Source organism: Vibrio sp. 1CM24A, from assembly GCF_023161725.1.
Lineage (GTDB): Bacteria > Pseudomonadota > Gammaproteobacteria > Enterobacterales > Vibrionaceae > Vibrio > Vibrio coralliirubri.
In genome coordinates, this window is record NZ_JALNTS010000013.1 from 22076 (window position 1) to 37689 (window position 15614).

16 protein-coding genes are annotated in these 15614 nt (G+C 45.5%); 13 read left to right on the plus strand and 3 right to left on the minus strand.

Features of this window, described 5'->3' with window-relative positions; all coding sequences use genetic code 11:
- Position 1: 1 nt before the first annotated feature.
- The 3 genes from recF to dnaA form a co-directional block, all read right to left on the minus strand.
- On the minus strand, positions 2-1081 hold the full coding sequence (recF, locus tag MSG38_RS22180; protein ID WP_019825571.1) for a DNA replication/repair protein RecF: 1080 nt from the start codon (positions 1079-1081) through the stop codon (positions 2-4).
- A gap of 53 nt (positions 1082-1134) precedes the next feature.
- A complete protein-coding gene (gene dnaN, locus MSG38_RS22185) occupies positions 1135-2235 on the minus strand; it encodes a DNA polymerase III subunit beta (protein WP_017058809.1) in 1101 nt (366 codons plus the stop codon).
- An 81-nt stretch (positions 2236-2316) separates the two neighbouring features.
- Positions 2317-3738 (minus strand): chromosomal replication initiator protein DnaA, encoded by a 1422-nt coding sequence (gene dnaA, locus MSG38_RS22190; protein ID WP_019825569.1) that lies wholly within the window; start codon positions 3736-3738, stop codon positions 2317-2319.
- 311 nt (positions 3739-4049) lie between these two features.
- Here dnaA and MSG38_RS22195 point away from each other — a divergent pair, with 311 nt between their 5' ends.
- The 13 genes from MSG38_RS22195 to MSG38_RS22255 all read left to right on the plus strand — a co-directional run bounded on the left by MSG38_RS22195 (position 4050) and on the right by MSG38_RS22255 (position 15577).
- Entirely contained in the window at positions 4050-4799 is a 750-nt protein-coding gene (locus tag MSG38_RS22195) for an amino acid ABC transporter substrate-binding protein (RefSeq protein WP_050649810.1), read from the plus strand.
- A 135-nt stretch (positions 4800-4934) separates the two neighbouring features.
- Positions 4935-5606 carry an amino acid ABC transporter permease gene (locus MSG38_RS22200; protein ID WP_009848134.1) on the plus strand — a complete coding sequence of 224 codons (672 nt, stop codon included), beginning with the start codon at positions 4935-4937 and terminating at the stop codon, positions 5604-5606.
- Positions 5603-6340 (plus strand): amino acid ABC transporter ATP-binding protein, encoded by a 738-nt coding sequence (locus MSG38_RS22205; RefSeq protein WP_215407469.1) that lies wholly within the window; start codon positions 5603-5605, stop codon positions 6338-6340. Before MSG38_RS22200 ends, MSG38_RS22205 begins: the two co-directional genes overlap by 4 nt.
- 207 nt (positions 6341-6547) lie before the next feature.
- The gene (rpmH, locus tag MSG38_RS22210; protein ID WP_004735800.1) at positions 6548-6682 is read left to right on the plus strand and encodes a 50S ribosomal protein L34; all 135 of its coding nucleotides are present in this window, start codon (positions 6548-6550) and stop codon (positions 6680-6682) included.
- A 45-nt stretch (positions 6683-6727) separates the two neighbouring features.
- Positions 6728-7051, plus strand: coding sequence for a ribonuclease P protein component (rnpA, locus tag MSG38_RS22215; protein WP_017055478.1), 324 nt, complete (start codon positions 6728-6730; stop codon positions 7049-7051).
- Positions 7018-7275: a membrane protein insertion efficiency factor YidD gene (gene yidD / locus MSG38_RS22220; protein ID WP_004735802.1), complete on the plus strand. Its 258-nt coding sequence runs from the start codon at positions 7018-7020 to the stop codon at positions 7273-7275. Before rnpA ends, yidD begins: the two co-directional genes overlap by 34 nt.
- 2 nt (positions 7276-7277) lie before the next feature.
- Positions 7278-8897, plus strand: a complete 1620-nt coding sequence (yidC, locus tag MSG38_RS22225; protein WP_248369665.1) for a membrane protein insertase YidC — start codon at positions 7278-7280, stop codon at positions 8895-8897.
- A gap of 130 nt (positions 8898-9027) precedes the next feature.
- On the plus strand, positions 9028-10389 hold the full coding sequence (gene mnmE / locus MSG38_RS22230; protein ID WP_029235098.1) for a tRNA uridine-5-carboxymethylaminomethyl(34) synthesis GTPase MnmE: 1362 nt from the start codon (positions 9028-9030) through the stop codon (positions 10387-10389).
- A gap of 50 nt (positions 10390-10439) precedes the next feature.
- Positions 10440-10874, plus strand: a complete 435-nt coding sequence (gene mioC, locus MSG38_RS22235) for an FMN-binding protein MioC (protein ID WP_048611234.1) — start codon at positions 10440-10442, stop codon at positions 10872-10874.
- Positions 10875-11356: 482 nt separating this feature from the next.
- Positions 11357-13252, plus strand: coding sequence for a tRNA uridine-5-carboxymethylaminomethyl(34) synthesis enzyme MnmG (mnmG, locus tag MSG38_RS22240; protein WP_017058802.1), 1896 nt, complete (start codon positions 11357-11359; stop codon positions 13250-13252).
- Complete coding sequence (gene rsmG / locus MSG38_RS22245; protein ID WP_017058801.1) at positions 13252-13884, plus strand: 16S rRNA (guanine(527)-N(7))-methyltransferase RsmG; 633 nt, start codon at positions 13252-13254, stop codon at positions 13882-13884. Before mnmG ends, rsmG begins: the two co-directional genes overlap by 1 nt.
- A gap of 14 nt (positions 13885-13898) precedes the next feature.
- Positions 13899-14672 carry a ParA family protein gene (locus tag MSG38_RS22250; RefSeq protein WP_019825554.1) on the plus strand — a complete coding sequence of 258 codons (774 nt, stop codon included), beginning with the start codon at positions 13899-13901 and terminating at the stop codon, positions 14670-14672.
- Positions 14673-14695: 23 nt separating this feature from the next.
- Complete coding sequence (locus tag MSG38_RS22255; protein WP_048611230.1) at positions 14696-15577, plus strand: ParB/RepB/Spo0J family partition protein; 882 nt, start codon at positions 14696-14698, stop codon at positions 15575-15577.
- The last annotated feature ends 37 nt before the right edge of the window (positions 15578-15614 follow it).

The window sequence follows — 15614 nt, forward strand, 5'->3', positions numbered from 1 at the left end:
ATTATCCTTGCTCTATTTTGCCATGTTCCACATGAAACATCCTGCTATTTTCGTCATGCATATCTGCAATCTGATCAGCGGTAATAGAGCTTACAAAAACTTGAGCCTGGGTCGCCTTTAAACACTCAGCAAGACGTGCTCGGCGTTGGCTATCTAATTCGGAAGCGAAGTCATCTATCAAATAGATGCACTGCTTACCTGTCATTTGAGTGAGGTGTTGCCCTTGTGCTACTCGTAGCGCGCACACCATCAACTTCAATTGACCTCGTGACAAGACATCTTCCACTGGAGTGCCGTTCACTTTTATCTTCAGATCCGCTTTGTTTGGCCCACTAAAGGTGTAACCAAGCTGCTGATCCCTTTCAAAATTCTTTTCTAATATCTCGGCGTATGGGGTGTCTTTGTCCCAGCCGCGATAGTAGTTAATCTTTATCTCAAACTCAGGAAGGAAGGTCGCACAGATCTCTTCGGCGACTTCTTTGAGCTGATCAACGTAGGTGGCACGCCACTGACTGATGCTTTCTGCTAAACGGGCCAATTCTTGGTCCCAATAGCTCAGCTCTCGATAGTGAGTTGCCGTTTTCAATAAGGCGTTTCGCTGCTTATTGAGGCGCTTTACCCTGCCCCACGCATCATAAAAGCCCGACTCACTGTGGAAGACTCCCCAATCAATGAATGCTCGGCGATGCTTAGGTCCATCGGTTAGTAAATCAAACCCTTCAGGGTGAATCAACTGCAAAGGTAAGACTTGAGCTAGCTGAGCCAACTTTTGCCCAGTTTGACCGCTTATTTTAACCTCTGTCGTGCCATCGCGCTGCTTATTAATGCCAATTGGCAGCTCAAATTGATCCGAGGTCATAAAACGGCCATGTACAAACAGCTCACTACACTCGTTTTGTATGATACGACCGGTAAGTGAACTCTTGAATGAGCGACCATGTCCGAGCAGATACACCGCTTCAAGGACGCTGGTTTTGCCGCTTCCGTTAGCCCCTATAAGAAAGTTAAAGCCTGATGACGGTTGAATGTCACAGGCTTCAATATTTCTAAACTGCTTAACGATTAAGCGCGATAAAGGCATAACGTCTTCATATTAATCTTCAATCACGACTCGGTAGGTCAACATAGGGCAGCTTATAAGCGAATTGGCATAACAACGTACATCGCGCTGTCATCTTGTGCGTTCTCGATAAGAGCACTCGCATTGGCGTCTGACATTGAGATACGAACCTGTTCACAACGCAGTGTGTTCAGAACATCCAATACGTAGCTTACGTTGAAGCCAATCTCTAATGCGTCACCGTCGAAGTTAACATCGAGTACTTCTTCCGCTTCTTCTTGCTCTGGGTTGTTCGCGGTAATACGCATCTCGCTATCAGCAAGGTTAACGCGAACACCACGGAATTTTTCATTAGATAGAATCGCAGCACGAGAAAATGCTGAACGTAATTCATCACAGCCAGCTTCAAGTGTCTTGGTGGTATTTTGCGGCATTACGCGGCGATAATCAGGGAAACGACCATCAACAAGCTTAGAAGTGAAGACATAGTTGTTCACTTCAGCTCGCACGTTAGAGTTACCAATTTGCAGTGTTACTGGCTGTTCAGGTGCATCCAATAGCTTCACTAGCTCTTGAACACCTTTACGAGGAACAATGATCTGCTTCTGAGCAAAATCGGCACCCAGTTGTGCTTGAGATACTGCCATACGGTGACCATCGGTCGCTACGCTGCGCAGGATAGAACCTTCAATCTCAAACAACATACCGTTGAGGTAATAACGAACATCTTGGTTCGCCATTGAGAATTGTGTTTTCTCGATAAGACCGCGAAGTTCAGCTTGTGTCACTGACACTTCAACTTCACTGCTCCAATCTTCAATATTTGGAAAATCTGCCGCAGGTAATGTTGCTAATGAGAAGCGGCTACGACCTGAACGAACCTGAATACGGTCACCATCCAATACCACAGTGATCACTGAGTTATCTGGCAATCCACGGCAGATATCTAGGAATTTACGTGAAGGTACGGTAATGCTGCCCGCTTCGAAATCACCTTCAAGCGTTACACGGCTGATCAGTTCAACTTCTAGATCCGTCGCTGTCATCGACAACACGTTATCTTCTACTTTAATCAGTAGGTTTCCTAGAATTGGAAGCGTTGGCCTACCACCGAGTGCGCCAGATACTTGTTGTAATGGCTTAATCAGGTGACTACGTTCAATGGTAAATTTCATATCTTGCTCTTACGGTCTAAATGGCACTGCGTAATAGTACGTGGCCAAGATTCTGCTTATTAAGGTTAAGAATACTGTGTATTAAGAAGAAAGGGTACGAATCAAGTTCGAATAATCTTCTTTAATGTCGTGGCTCTCTTCACGCAGCTGAGCAATCTTACGACAAGCATGCAGTACCGTCGTGTGGTCACGACCACCGAATGCATCGCCAATCTCAGGCAAGCTGTGGTTTGTTAGCTCTTTCGCCAGTGCCATCGCCAATTGACGTGGACGAGCAACAGAACGAGAACGACGCTTAGACAATAGATCAGCGACTTTGATTTTGTAGTACTCGGCTACTGTCTTTTGAATGTTATCAATAGTGACCAGTTTTTCTTGCAGTGCAAGTAGGTCACGCAGTGCTTCACGCACGAAGTCGATCGTGATCGGGCGGCCAGTGAAGTTTGCATTCGCAATAACACGGTTCAATGCGCCTTCCAGCTCACGAACGTTAGAGCGTAGACGCTTGGCAATAAAGAACGCTACTTCATCCGCAAGGTGAATTTGGTGGTCTTCGGCTTTCTTCATCAAGATCGCAACACGCGTCTCAAGCTCTGGTGGCTCAATCGCTACCGTCAAACCCCAGCCGAAGCGAGATTTAAGACGATCTTCTACCCCGTTGATCTCTTTTGGATAACGGTCAGACGTTAGGATGATCTGTTGGTTGCCTTCAAGCAGCGCGTTAAAGGTATGGAAGAACTCTTCTTGAGAACGCTCTTTATTAGCAAAGAATTGGATGTCATCGATAAGCAATGCATCAACACTACGGTAGTAGCGCTTAAATTCTTCGATCGCGTTGTTTTGCAGGGCCTTTACCATATCCTGAACAAAACGCTCTGAGTGCATATAAACCACTTTCGCATTCGGCTTATTATCAACAATGGCGTTACCCACCGCATGCAACAAGTGTGTTTTACCTAAACCAGTGCCGCCGTATAGGAACAACGGGTTGTAGGCTGTACCTGGGTTATCAGAAACCTGACGTGCCGCAGCCAAACCCAGTTGGTTCGACTTACCTTCAACAAAGTTATTGAACTTATGTTTTGGGTTCACGTTTGAGCGGTGATTCAAGTCAACCGCGACAGGCTCTTCATCACGCCAGATATTATGGACAGGCTTGCGAGCTTGTAATTGCGCAGGTGCTGATGACTCAGCGGCCACATCAGCTGCAGTACGAGTCTGAGTCGGTGCCGGTGTCGCAGGCTTTGGTGCAATCACACGCTTGCTTCCCACTTCAAAATGAAGATGTGGGATATCGTTACCGCAATATTCTTGCAGCAGACGGTTAATGCTATTTAGATACTTATCACGAACCCAATCGAGTACGAAACGGTTCGGTGCAAATAGAGTTAGAGTATTGTCATTGAGTTCCGCTTGTAACGGACGAACCCACATACTGAATTCTGTAGCTGGTAACTCTTCTTGAAGCTGTTGCAAACACTGCAACCAAAGCGAAGATGACACGGTGCCCTCACTCTATTTAAAGTAATATGAAATGACCGCTAATTTTACCTGTTGATAAGTCAGATCACCAGCAATTGATCACAGATCCAGTGAATAAGATCCAAGTTATTCACAATAAATTTGTAATTTATCGGTGGATCCACACATCTTGCCCCTAATTTACTCACACAATGATCCACTTATGCCCGGATCCTTGCTAGTTATCCCCAAATCGGGAATTCAATCTGGTTATGGTTAATAACATCTGGTTATTTATTCTAGTGAGCATTTTCCCAGTAACATCCAAACCCATAAATATAAGGAGTTACCAAATGAATAACTGGATTAAGGCTGCAATTGCGGCTATCGCACTCTCTGCTGCTACTGTTCAAGCTGCGACTGAAGTTAAAGTCGGCATGTCTGGTCGCTATTTCCCGTTTACGTTCGTTAAACAAGACCAATTACAGGGTTTTGAAGTGGATTTATGGGATGAGATCGGTAAGCGTAACGATTACAAGGTTGAATACGTAACGGCAAACTTCTCTGGTCTGTTTGGTCTTCTTGAAACGGGTCGCATCGATACCATTTCAAACCAAATTACAATGACGGATGCACGTAAAGCGAAATACCTATTCGCAGACCCATACGTAGTAGACGGCGCACAAATTACCGTTCGTAAAGGTAATGACAGCATTAAAGGTATCGAAGACCTTAATGGCAAGACAGTTGCGGTAAACCTAGGTTCAAACTTTGAACAACTGCTTCGCAGCTACGACAAAGATGGCAAGATCAATGTAAAAACCTACGATACAGGTATTGAACATGATGTGGCACTGGGCCGTGCCGATGCATTCGTAATGGATCGCCTATCAGCACTAGAGCTTATCAAGAAGACTGGTCTACCATTACAACTGGCGGGTCAGCCATTCGAAACCATTGAAAACGCTTGGCCTTTCGTCGACAACGATAACGGCAAAAAACTGCAAGCAGAAGTAAATGAAGCATTAGCAGCAATGCGCGCAGATGGTACGCTAGAAAGTATCTCTCAGAAATGGTTTGGTGCGGACATTACTCAGAAGTAATTACTCACTTTCTCCATTCAAGGCCCACTGCTTTATACAGCGGTGGGCTTTTTGCTTTTGTGCACTGATTAAAAAACCTGATAGAACAGTACTTACATATAGAACAACACTGCCAATAAAAATACGAGATAGATTATGGGATTTGACTTTAATTACATGCTAGAGCTGTTGCCGATACTACTGAAGTATTTAGGCACCACGATGGAGATGGCGACTTGGGGCTTGTTCTTTGCTCTAATTCTGTCTCTGATACTGGCGAATATTCGTGTATTCAAAATCCCAGTACTCGACCAACTGAGCCAGCTGTACATTAGCTTCTTCCGAGGCACCCCACTGTTGGTGCAGCTGTTCCTCCTTTATTACGGCTTACCACAAGTCTTCCCGTGGATGGTTGGGTTGGATGCCTTCAGCGCCGCTGTGATTGGCTTAACCCTGCACTTTGCCGCGTATATGGCAGAAAGTATTCGTGCCGCGATTATCGGTATTGATCGCAGCCAGATGGAAGCCAGCCTTTCGGTCGGGATGACAACCAGCCAAGCGATGCGCCGAGTGATCTTGCCGCAAGCAACTCGCGTGGCACTGCCGTCATTGATGAACTACTTCATCGACATGATCAAGTCGACCTCACTTGCCTTCACCCTAGGTGTCGCCGAAATCATGGCTAAAGCTCAGATGGAGGCTTCTTCAAGTTTCCGCTTCTTCGAGGCTTTCTTAGCGGTAGCGCTGATTTACTGGGGCGTGGTCGTTATCCTCACTCGTATTCAAATTTGGGCCGAAGTGAAACTGAATAAGGCGTATGTACGATGATCAAATTACAAAATATCCACAAGCAGTTTGGTGACACCGAAGTTTTGAAAGGGATCGACCTAGAAATCAAGCAAGGTGAGATAATTGTCATCATAGGTTCAAGTGGTACGGGTAAATCTACCCTACTGCGTTGTGTGAATTTTCTAGAGCAAGCCGATCAAGGCACGATTTCGATTGATGATATCAAGGTTGATACTCAGAAACACACTAAGGCAGAGGTGCTTGCATTGCGTCGTAAGACCGGTTTTGTATTCCAAAACTATGCACTGTTCGCTCACCAAACCGCGAGACAGAATATTGCTGAAGGTTTAATTACCGTTCGTGGTTGGAAAAAACAGCAAGCCCATGAAAAAGCACAACAAATACTTGATGATATTGGCTTAGGTGACAAAGGTGATAGCTACCCAGCCGCGCTCTCTGGTGGCCAGCAACAACGGGTGGGTATTGGCCGTGCAATGGCACTACAACCCGAGCTTTTACTGTTTGATGAGCCGACTTCAGCACTTGATCCTGAGTGGGTTGGCGAAGTGCTTAACCTAATGAAAAAACTGGCAAATCAGCATCAAACCATGCTGGTGGTTACCCATGAAATGCAGTTCGCTAGAGAAGTAGCAGACCGAGTGATCTTCATGGCTGACGGTCATATTGTCGAGCAGGGATCTCCACAGGATATTTTTGGTAATCCACAGGATCCTAAATTAATAAAATTCTTAAATAAGGTTGGGATCGACTAAGGATCCTTGTGATTTTGGTTATTCTACGTATAATCCCCCGACCGGAATTTTAGTTAACCCAATCATTGACACTTTTTGTGACAGTGATTACAATTCCGCCTCTTTGTTGAGAGGCGTCGGTTTTCCTTTCTTATATAAAGAAGAGAAAAAATGCCCACGCCGGGTTTAACAAAAACCTAAAACTACTGATCAGTAAGGTAATTACAAATGAAACGCACTTTTCAACCTACAGTTCTAAAGCGTAAGCGTACTCACGGTTTCCGTGCTCGCATGGCTACTAAGAACGGTCGCGCAACAATCAATGCACGTCGTGCAAAAGGCCGTAAGCGTCTTTCTAAGTAATCTTTGATTATTTTGAATAAGCTAGCCTTCGGTCGGGAGTTACGCTTGTTAACTCCCGAACATTATCAAAATGTCTTCAAGCAAGCTCATCGAGCTGGCTCCCCTCATTTCACCATCATTGCCCGAAATAACTCTCTTTCAAATCCTCGTCTTGGATTAGCCGTTCCGAAAAAGCAGATTAAAACCGCCGTGGGTCGTAACCGATTCAAGCGTCTTACTCGTGAAAGCTTTCGTAACACTCAACACAAACTTCCTAACAAAGATTTTGTTGTAATCGCTAAGAAGAGCGCGCAAGATTTAAGCAATGAAGAAATGTTCAAGCTACTCGACAAATTATGGCTTCGCCTGTCTCGCCCTTCGCGTGGATAGCGCTAATACCCATCTATTTTTATAGATGGTTTATTAGTCCACTCATCGGCCCACGCTGCCGATTTACTCCAACCTGCTCTTTATATGCGATAGAAGCGTTGAAAGCTCACGGTTTTGTAAAAGGGTGTTGGTTATCAGGCAAACGTCTATTAAAATGCCATCCTTTGAACGAAGGGGGCTTTGACCCCGTTCCACCAGTCCAAAAACAAGACAGAGATAAATAACGATGGATTCTCAACGTAATATCCTGTTAATCGCATTGGCTTTGGTTTCTTTCCTACTGTTCCAACAATGGAACGTAGCTCAGAATCCAGCACCACAAGCGGTTGAGCAGGCACAATCTGGCAGCACCCTACCAGCGCCATCTTATGCAGATGATCTAGACCCGGCTCCTGGTCAAGTTGCTTCTGCTAAAACTATCACAGTAACAACTGATGTACTGACTCTGTCAATTGATACGGTTGGTGGTGATGTCGTTAAAGCAAACCTAAACGATTACTCTGCTGAGTTCGATTCAGACGATACGTTTGTTCTTCTTAAAAACGAACCTGGTCACCAATTTATCGCACAAAGCGGTCTAGTGGGTCCTCAAGGTATCGACCTAAGCAGCACAAACCGCCCAAGCTACACAGTTTCAGCAGACAGCTTCACGCTTGCTGATGGTCAGGATGAACTACGCATCCCGATGACTTACCAAGCGAACGGCCTTGATTACACGAAAACATTCATCCTTAAGCGTGGAAGCTACGCAATGGATGTTGAATACGATGTAGTCAACAACTCTGGTAACAACGCGACATTCGGCATGTACGCTCACCTACGTCAGAACGTAATGGATGACGGCGGTAGCCTAACAATGCCAACTTACCGTGGTGGTGCTTACTCTACGGAAGATACGCGTTACAAAAAATACAGCTTCGACGACATGCAAGATCGCAACCTGTCTCTTAACCTAGCAAACGGTCAAGGTTGGGCAGCGATGATTCAGCACTACTTTGCAAGTGCATGGATCCCACGCGACGAAGCAGGCAGCAACCTTTACACTCGTGTAATTGGTAACCTTGGCGATATCGGTGTTCGCATGCCGAACAAAACCATCGCTACTGGCGACGAAGCAAACTTCAAAGCAACGCTTTGGGTTGGTCCTAAACTTCAAGACCAAATGGCTGCTGTTGCACCAAACCTAGACCTAGTAGTTGACTACGGTTGGTTATGGTTCATTGCTAAACCACTTCATACTCTGCTTTCGTTCATTCAAGGCATCGTTGTGAACTGGGGTCTGGCAATCATCTGTCTAACTTTCATCGTTCGTGGTGCTATGTACCCACTAACGAAAGCTCAGTACACGTCTATGGCGAAAATGCGTATGCTTCAGCCTAAGCTGACTGCAATGCGTGAGCGTATTGGCGACGACCGTCAACGCATGAGCCAAGAAATGATGGAGCTTTACAAGAAAGAGAAAGTAAACCCACTAGGTGGCTGTTTACCTATCCTTCTGCAAATGCCTATCTTCATTTCGCTATACTGGGCACTAATGGAGTCTGTTGAACTGCGTCACTCACCGTTCTTCGGTTGGATTACTGACCTTTCAGCACAAGACCCATACTACATCTTGCCACTTCTGATGGGTGCTTCAATGTTCTTAATCCAGAAGATGAGCCCGACAACTGTAACGGATCCTATGCAGCAGAAGATCATGACCTTTATGCCGGTTATGTTCACATTCTTCTTCCTGTTCTTCCCTTCAGGTCTGGTTCTATACTGGCTAGTATCGAACATCGTAACTCTGATTCAGCAAACGCTTATCTACCGCGCGCTGGAAAAGAAAGGCTTACATTCTAAGTAAGTTCGATAATAGAAAGAGATAAAGAAAGGCGACCAAAAGGTCGCCTTTTTGTTTTTAGCTGATTACAATTCAGCTAATTGATTAATCGTGAGCGCCCCTTTTTGGCTTTCACATGCTAGCAGGCACAACTATGACTACAGATACGATTGTTGCTCAAGCGACTGCACCCGGCCGTGGCGGCGTCGGTATTATTCGCGTTTCAGGCCCACAAGCAGCCCAAGTTGCGCTTGAAGTTACCGGCAAAGTACTGAAACCACGTTACGCTGAGTACACCCCTTTTAAATCTCACGATGGTTTAGAGTTAGACCAAGGCATCGCGCTTTACTTTCCTAACCCGCACTCGTTTACCGGTGAAGACGTATTAGAGCTACAAGGCCACGGTGGTCCTGTGGTAATGGATATGCTCATCAAGCGTATCCTCGCGATTCCAGGGCTACGCGCAGCACGCCCAGGTGAGTTCTCGGAGCGTGCCTTCTTAAACGACAAAATGGATTTAACCCAAGCAGAAGCGATTGCTGACCTCATTGATGCCAGTTCAGAAGAAGCGGCGAAATCAGCTCTGCAATCGTTGCAAGGTGAGTTCTCAAAACGCATTAATACGCTGGTGGACTCTCTGATTCACTTACGCATCTATGTTGAAGCCGCTATCGACTTCCCAGAAGAAGAGATTGATTTCCTTGCTGACGGTAAAGTAAGTGCTGACTTACAAGCTATCATCGACAACCTCGAAGCGGTTCGCCAAGAAGCCAATCAAGGTGCCATCATGCGTGAAGGTATGAAGGTGGTGATTGCAGGTCGTCCTAATGCCGGTAAGTCGAGCTTACTGAATGCATTATCGGGTAAAGACTCCGCGATTGTGACTGATATTGCTGGTACCACCCGTGATGTACTGCGTGAACATATCCATATTGATGGTATGCCACTGCACATTATTGATACCGCAGGCCTGCGTGAAGCCTCGGATGAAGTCGAAAAAATCGGTATTGAACGCGCTTGGGAAGAAATTGCTCAAGCCGATCGCGTTTTATTTATGGTCGATGGCACCACTACTGACGCAACCGACCCGAAAGATATCTGGCCAGATTTCGTTGATCGTCTGCCGAATAACATCGGAATGACCGTGATTCGTAACAAAGCCGATCAAACTGGTGAAGATCTCGGGATTTGCCATGTTAATGATCCAACTCTGATTCGACTATCAGCAAAGACGGGACAAGGCGTTGATGCACTGCGTAATCATTTAAAAGATTGCATGGGCTTTGCTGGTGGCAATGAAGGTGGCTTCATGGCACGTCGTCGCCACTTAGATGCCCTAGAACGCGCATCTGAGCACCTAGATATTGGTCAGCAACAGCTCGAAGGCTATATGGCAGGTGAAATCTTGGCAGAGGAGCTACGTATAACGCAGCAACACCTCAACGAGATTACTGGTGAGTTCAGTTCCGATGACCTACTCGGCCGTATCTTCACCTCTTTCTGTATTGGTAAATAACCTTTAAAGGCCGGATCATGCTGGCCTTTTTCTTTAGTAAGGACAGCTTAATGATCCACATTATTACAGGCAGCACCTTAGGTGGTGCAGAGTACGTTGGCGATCACCTTAATGATCTTCTTGAAGAGCAAGGCCACGAGATCACCCTTCATAATCAGCCTGAATTCGATGATATTCCCCAACAAGGCTTTTGGTTGCTGGTGACTTCAACTCATGGTGCGGGTGAATTTCCAGATAATATTAAGCCGTTTATCGACGCATTGACCCAGCAATCTCCAGATTTAAGCCAGGTTCGCTTTGCTGTCGTGGCGCTTGGTGATTCGAGTTACGATACCTTCTGTTTAGCGGGAAAATCAATCCACAGCCAGATGAAAGAGCTCGGTGCTCAGCCTATTTCTGACTGTTTTACCATCGATGTATTGGAAACTCCGGTACCAGAAGACGCAGCAGAAGCTTGGTTCAACGATCATAGCGACCAGTTTTAACCTCTCTCTTCTCTCAAAAAGCGGCTTATGCCGCTTTTTTTGTCTCTGAACATCGCGATTGTGAATAACTTTTTTTCAAAAACATCGAAAATTAGCGATCTATTTTCAATTTCTGCTGTGGATAAGATCATACATATACGGTGATTAACCTATAGTTATCCAAATAACAAGTTTTAGGCTAATTTCCTCCTGTGAATAAGTAGCCATTTTGATCCCAGCTAATCCTCATCCTGATCAAAGTTAGATCACATCATTTGATCCAAAAAAGATCCATGATCTCGTTGATCATTTTCGACTTATCCACAGATACCCTCGATCCTAATAATAGATCTAATAAAAGATCTCCTTAAAGATCTTATCTATATTAATTAAAAACAGCTTTTTCGAAAAATCCCAAAAACGTTTTCTCAGGCTATGAAAACAGGTAGAATATCGCTCCTTTTTATCAATCTAGAAAACGTTTGAATACCTGAGGTCGGTTCATGCTTTATCACGAAAAATTTGACGTCATCGTTGTTGGTGGTGGCCATGCAGGAACGGAAGCCGCACTCGCATCTGCACGTACTGGTCAAAGTACGTTATTACTTACTCATAATATCGATACACTAGGACAAATGTCTTGTAACCCAGCCATTGGCGGGATCGGTAAGGGCCACTTGGTAAAAGAGGTCGATGCAATGGGTGGATTAATGGCGCAAGCTATTGATCATGCAGGTATTCAGTTCAGAACATTGAACGCATCAAAAGGCCCTGCGGTTCGTGCTACTCGTGCACAAGCTGACCGCGCACTGTACAAAGCCTTTGTTCGTAACGTTCTTGAAAACACGCCAAACCTAACTTTGTTCCAACAGTCGGTTGATGACTTGATCGTTGAACAGGATCAAGTGGTGGGTGTGGTAACGCAGATGGGCCTTAAGTTCCGCGCAAGCGCTGTGGTTCTGACTGTGGGCACATTCCTAGGCGGCAAGATCCATATTGGCATGGAAAGTTCTTCAGGTGGCCGTGCTGGTGATCCACCATCGATCGCACTGGCTGACCGTCTTCGTGATCTTCCATTCCGAGTTGATCGCCTGAAAACAGGTACACCTCCTCGTATCGATGCACGTAGCGTTGATTTTTCTGAGCTTGAGGTTCAGCACGGCGATAACCCGACGCCTGTTTTCTCGTTCATGGGTAGCCGAGCTCAACAACCTCGTCAGATTCCATGTTACATCACGCATACCAATGAAAATACGCATGACGTAATTCGTGCCAACCTTGATCGCAGCCCTATGTACGCGGGTGTGATTGAAGGCATTGGCCCTCGTTACTGTCCTTCGATTGAAGACAAAGTAATGCGTTTTGCTGACAAGAACAGTCACCAAATTTTTATTGAGCCTGAAGGTCTAACGACTCACGAGCTATACCCTAATGGTATCTCTACCAGTCTGCCGTTTGATGTACAGGTTCAAATTGTTCGTTCGATGAAGGGCTTTGAAAATGCTCATATCGTTCGCCCTGGCTATGCGATTGAGTACGATTTCTTTGATCCTCGCGACCTTAAGCTGACTTACGAAACTAAGTTTATTAAAGGTCTATTCTTTGCCGGTCAAATCAACGGTACCACTGGCTATGAAGAAGCGGCTGCACAAGGCTTGATGGCCGGTCTGAATGCAAGTTTGTTTACTCAAGGCAAAGAAGGCTGGAGTCCACGTCGTGACCAAGCTTACATGGGCGTGCTTATTGACGACCTATCGACCATGGGTACCAAAGAACCTTACCGCATGTTTACATCTCGCGCGGAATACCGTTTGCTGCTTCGTGAAGACAACGCCGATATCCGCTTGACTGAAAAGTCGCGTGAACTTGGCCTTGTTGATGACGCTCGTTGGGCTCGTTTCAACGAGAAGATGGAAAACATGGAGAAGGAGCGTCAACGTCTGAAAGAGACTTGGATTAATCCAAAATCTGAAGATATTGATCAACTGAACCAAATTCTGAAAACACCAATGTCTCGTGAAGCGAGTGGTGAAGATCTTCTTCGTCGCCCTGAAATGACTTATTCACAGCTAACCGCATTGGATCGTTTTGGTCCTGCACTGGAAGATCAACAAGCGTCTGAGCAAGTTGAGATCCAAGTGAAGTACGATGGTTACATTCAGCGTCAACAAGACGAAATTGAAAAATCACTGCGTCATGAAAACACCAAACTGCCTGCTGATATCGATTACAGCAAGGTAAAAGGACTTTCTAACGAAGTGGTTCTTAAACTAACGACAGCTAAGCCTGACTCAATTGGTATTGCTTCGCGAATTTCAGGTATCACACCTGCTGCAATCTCAATTCTGTTGGTTTACTTGAAAAAACACGGCCTGTTGAAAAAAGGTGAGGAAGCATAATGAGCGCATTACGCGAAAAACTGGATCACCTTATTGGCCAGACTGAACTTGAAGTATCTGAAAAACAACGTGGCCAGTTGGTTGGCTACGTTGAGCTACTGAACAAGTGGAACAAAGCTTATAACCTAACGTCAGTTCGTGACCCGCAAGAAATGATGGTGAAACATATCTTAGATAGCATCATTGTTAGCACTCACTTACAAGGTAAGCGCTTTATCGATGTGGGCACGGGACCTGGTCTTCCTGGGATTCCGCTCTCAATCATGAATCCAGACTGCGAGTTTTACTTGCTAGACAGCCTAGGTAAGCGTATTCGTTTTATCAAACAGGTGATTCATGAGCTGGGTATCGACAATGTGGTACCGGTTCAAAGTCGCGTTGAAGAATTTCAACCAGAAGAAAAGTTTGATGCAGTGCTCAGTCGTGCATTTGCGTCAATGACAGACATGGTAGAGTGGTGTCACCATTTACCTAAAGAGCAATCCGGTGTATTTTTGGCTCTTAAGGGACAACATCCTAGAGACGAAATCGACCTGTTACCTGAATGGTGTTCAGTGACAGACATTAAAGCTTTGCAAGTGCCAGAGCTTGATGGAGAGCGTCATCTAGTTACTTTATCGCGTCAGGGATAATCAGCGAGGCCATAGTGGGTAGAATCGTAGCAATTGCCAACCAGAAGGGTGGCGTAGGAAAAACAACAACTTGCATTAATTTAGCAGCATCAATGGCGGCAACAAAACGCAAGATATTGGTTGTTGACCTCGATCCTCAAGGTAATGCCACTATGGCGAGCGGTGTCGACAAGTATCAAGTTGAAGCAACTGCTTACGATTTGTTGGTTGAAGACACCCCATTTGATGAGGTGGTTTGCCGGAGTACATCTGGTAATTATGACCTCATCGCCGCGAACGGCGACGTTACTGCGGCAGAAATCAAGCTGATGGAAGTGTTTGCTCGAGAAGTTCGTTTAAAAAACGCACTCGAATCCATTCGCAATAACTATGATTTCATCTTTATTGATTGCCCACCCTCATTAAACCTTCTTACAATCAACGCGATGGCTGCGGCCGACTCCGTATTGGTTCCTATGCAATGTGAATACTTTGCTTTGGAAGGTTTGACTGCATTGATGGATACCATCAGTAAGCTAGCGGCTGTTGTAAATGAGAACCTGAAGATCGAAGGTCTTCTGCGTACTATGTACGATCCTCGCAACCGCTTATCGAACGAAGTATCTGATCAACTCAAAAAACACTTTGGTAGCAAAGTCTACCGAACTGTGATCCCTAGAAATGTGCGTCTGGCAGAAGCCCCGAGTCACGGCAAGCCAGCAATGTACTACGACAAATATTCCGCAGGAGCTAAGGCTTATCTTGCTCTTGCAGGCGAAATGTTGCGTCGTGAAGAAGTCCCAGTATAGGTCCAACCAAAGGAATTCGCTCAATGTCTAAGCGTGGTTTAGGAAAAGGGCTAGATGCATTGCTTGCAACTAGCTCATTGGCTCGTGAAAAACAGCAAGTTGCTTCTCATAGTCAGGCGTTGTCGGCTGATGGTGAGCTTATCGAACTGGCTGTTGGTTGCTTGAAGCCTGGTGTGTATCAACCGCGTAAGGATATTGCGCCTGAAGCGCTAGAAGAACTGGCTGCATCAATTCAATCTCAAGGCATTATCCAACCGATCGTAGTTCGCCCATTGGCGCATGACCAGTTCGAGATTATTGCTGGTGAACGTCGTTGGAGAGCGGCTCGTCAAGCTGGCCTTAAACAAGTGCCATGCCTGATCAAGAGAGTTGAAGACAAGGCCGCTATCGCGATGGCATTGATTGAGAATATTCAGCGTGAAGACCTGAATGTTATCGAAGAAGCACAAGCGCTAGAGCGCCTACAGAACGAATTTGAGCTGACACACCAACAAGTCGCTGATGTTATCGGTAAATCGAGAGCAACGGTGAGTAACTTATTACGTCTAAATCAGCTCGAAAATGAAGTAAAAGGTTTAGTTTCCAATAAACAACTGGAAATGGGGCATGCTCGAGCACTGCTTGCGCTTGAAGGTGATACCCAGGTTGAAGCAGCAAACACTGCGGCAACCAAAAAAATGACCGTGCGTCAAACTGAGCAACTTGTCAAAAAGTGCTTAAAACCAGACGTTGAAGGTGAATCGAAGCCTGAAGACACAGAAGCTATCGAACTTTCACGAAGACTCACGGAAAAATTGCAAGCAAACGTTTCAGTTACTCGTTCTGTTAGCGGTAAGTCAAAAGTGACAATTACTCTTGATGAGCCTCACAAATTAGAGCAACTTATTGCTAAACTAGAGTACTAGATGAGATAATTGATTTAGGTCAATTATGTAATAAACA

Coding starts and splice junctions, on each gene's coding strand:
- MSG38_RS22205 (WP_215407469.1), top strand. CDS start 5,603: ATGATCAAATTACAAAATATCCACAAGCAGTTTGGTGACACCGAAGTT.
- dnaN (WP_017058809.1), bottom strand. CDS start 2,235: ATGAAATTTACCATTGAACGTAGTCACCTGATTAAGCCATTACAACAA.
- rsmG (WP_017058801.1), top strand. CDS start 13,252: ATGAGCGCATTACGCGAAAAACTGGATCACCTTATTGGCCAGACTGAA.
- rpmH (WP_004735800.1), top strand. CDS start 6,548: ATGAAACGCACTTTTCAACCTACAGTTCTAAAGCGTAAGCGTACTCAC.
- yidD (WP_004735802.1), top strand. CDS start 7,018: ATGGCTTCGCCTGTCTCGCCCTTCGCGTGGATAGCGCTAATACCCATC.
- yidC (WP_248369665.1), top strand. CDS start 7,278: ATGGATTCTCAACGTAATATCCTGTTAATCGCATTGGCTTTGGTTTCT.
- MSG38_RS22195 (WP_050649810.1), top strand. CDS start 4,050: ATGAATAACTGGATTAAGGCTGCAATTGCGGCTATCGCACTCTCTGCT.
- mnmE (WP_029235098.1), top strand. CDS start 9,028: ATGACTACAGATACGATTGTTGCTCAAGCGACTGCACCCGGCCGTGGC.
- recF (WP_019825571.1), bottom strand. CDS start 1,081: ATGCCTTTATCGCGCTTAATCGTTAAGCAGTTTAGAAATATTGAAGCC.
- MSG38_RS22200 (WP_009848134.1), top strand. CDS start 4,935: ATGGGATTTGACTTTAATTACATGCTAGAGCTGTTGCCGATACTACTG.
- mioC (WP_048611234.1), top strand. CDS start 10,440: ATGATCCACATTATTACAGGCAGCACCTTAGGTGGTGCAGAGTACGTT.
- mnmG (WP_017058802.1), top strand. CDS start 11,357: ATGCTTTATCACGAAAAATTTGACGTCATCGTTGTTGGTGGTGGCCAT.
- MSG38_RS22255 (WP_048611230.1), top strand. CDS start 14,696: ATGTCTAAGCGTGGTTTAGGAAAAGGGCTAGATGCATTGCTTGCAACT.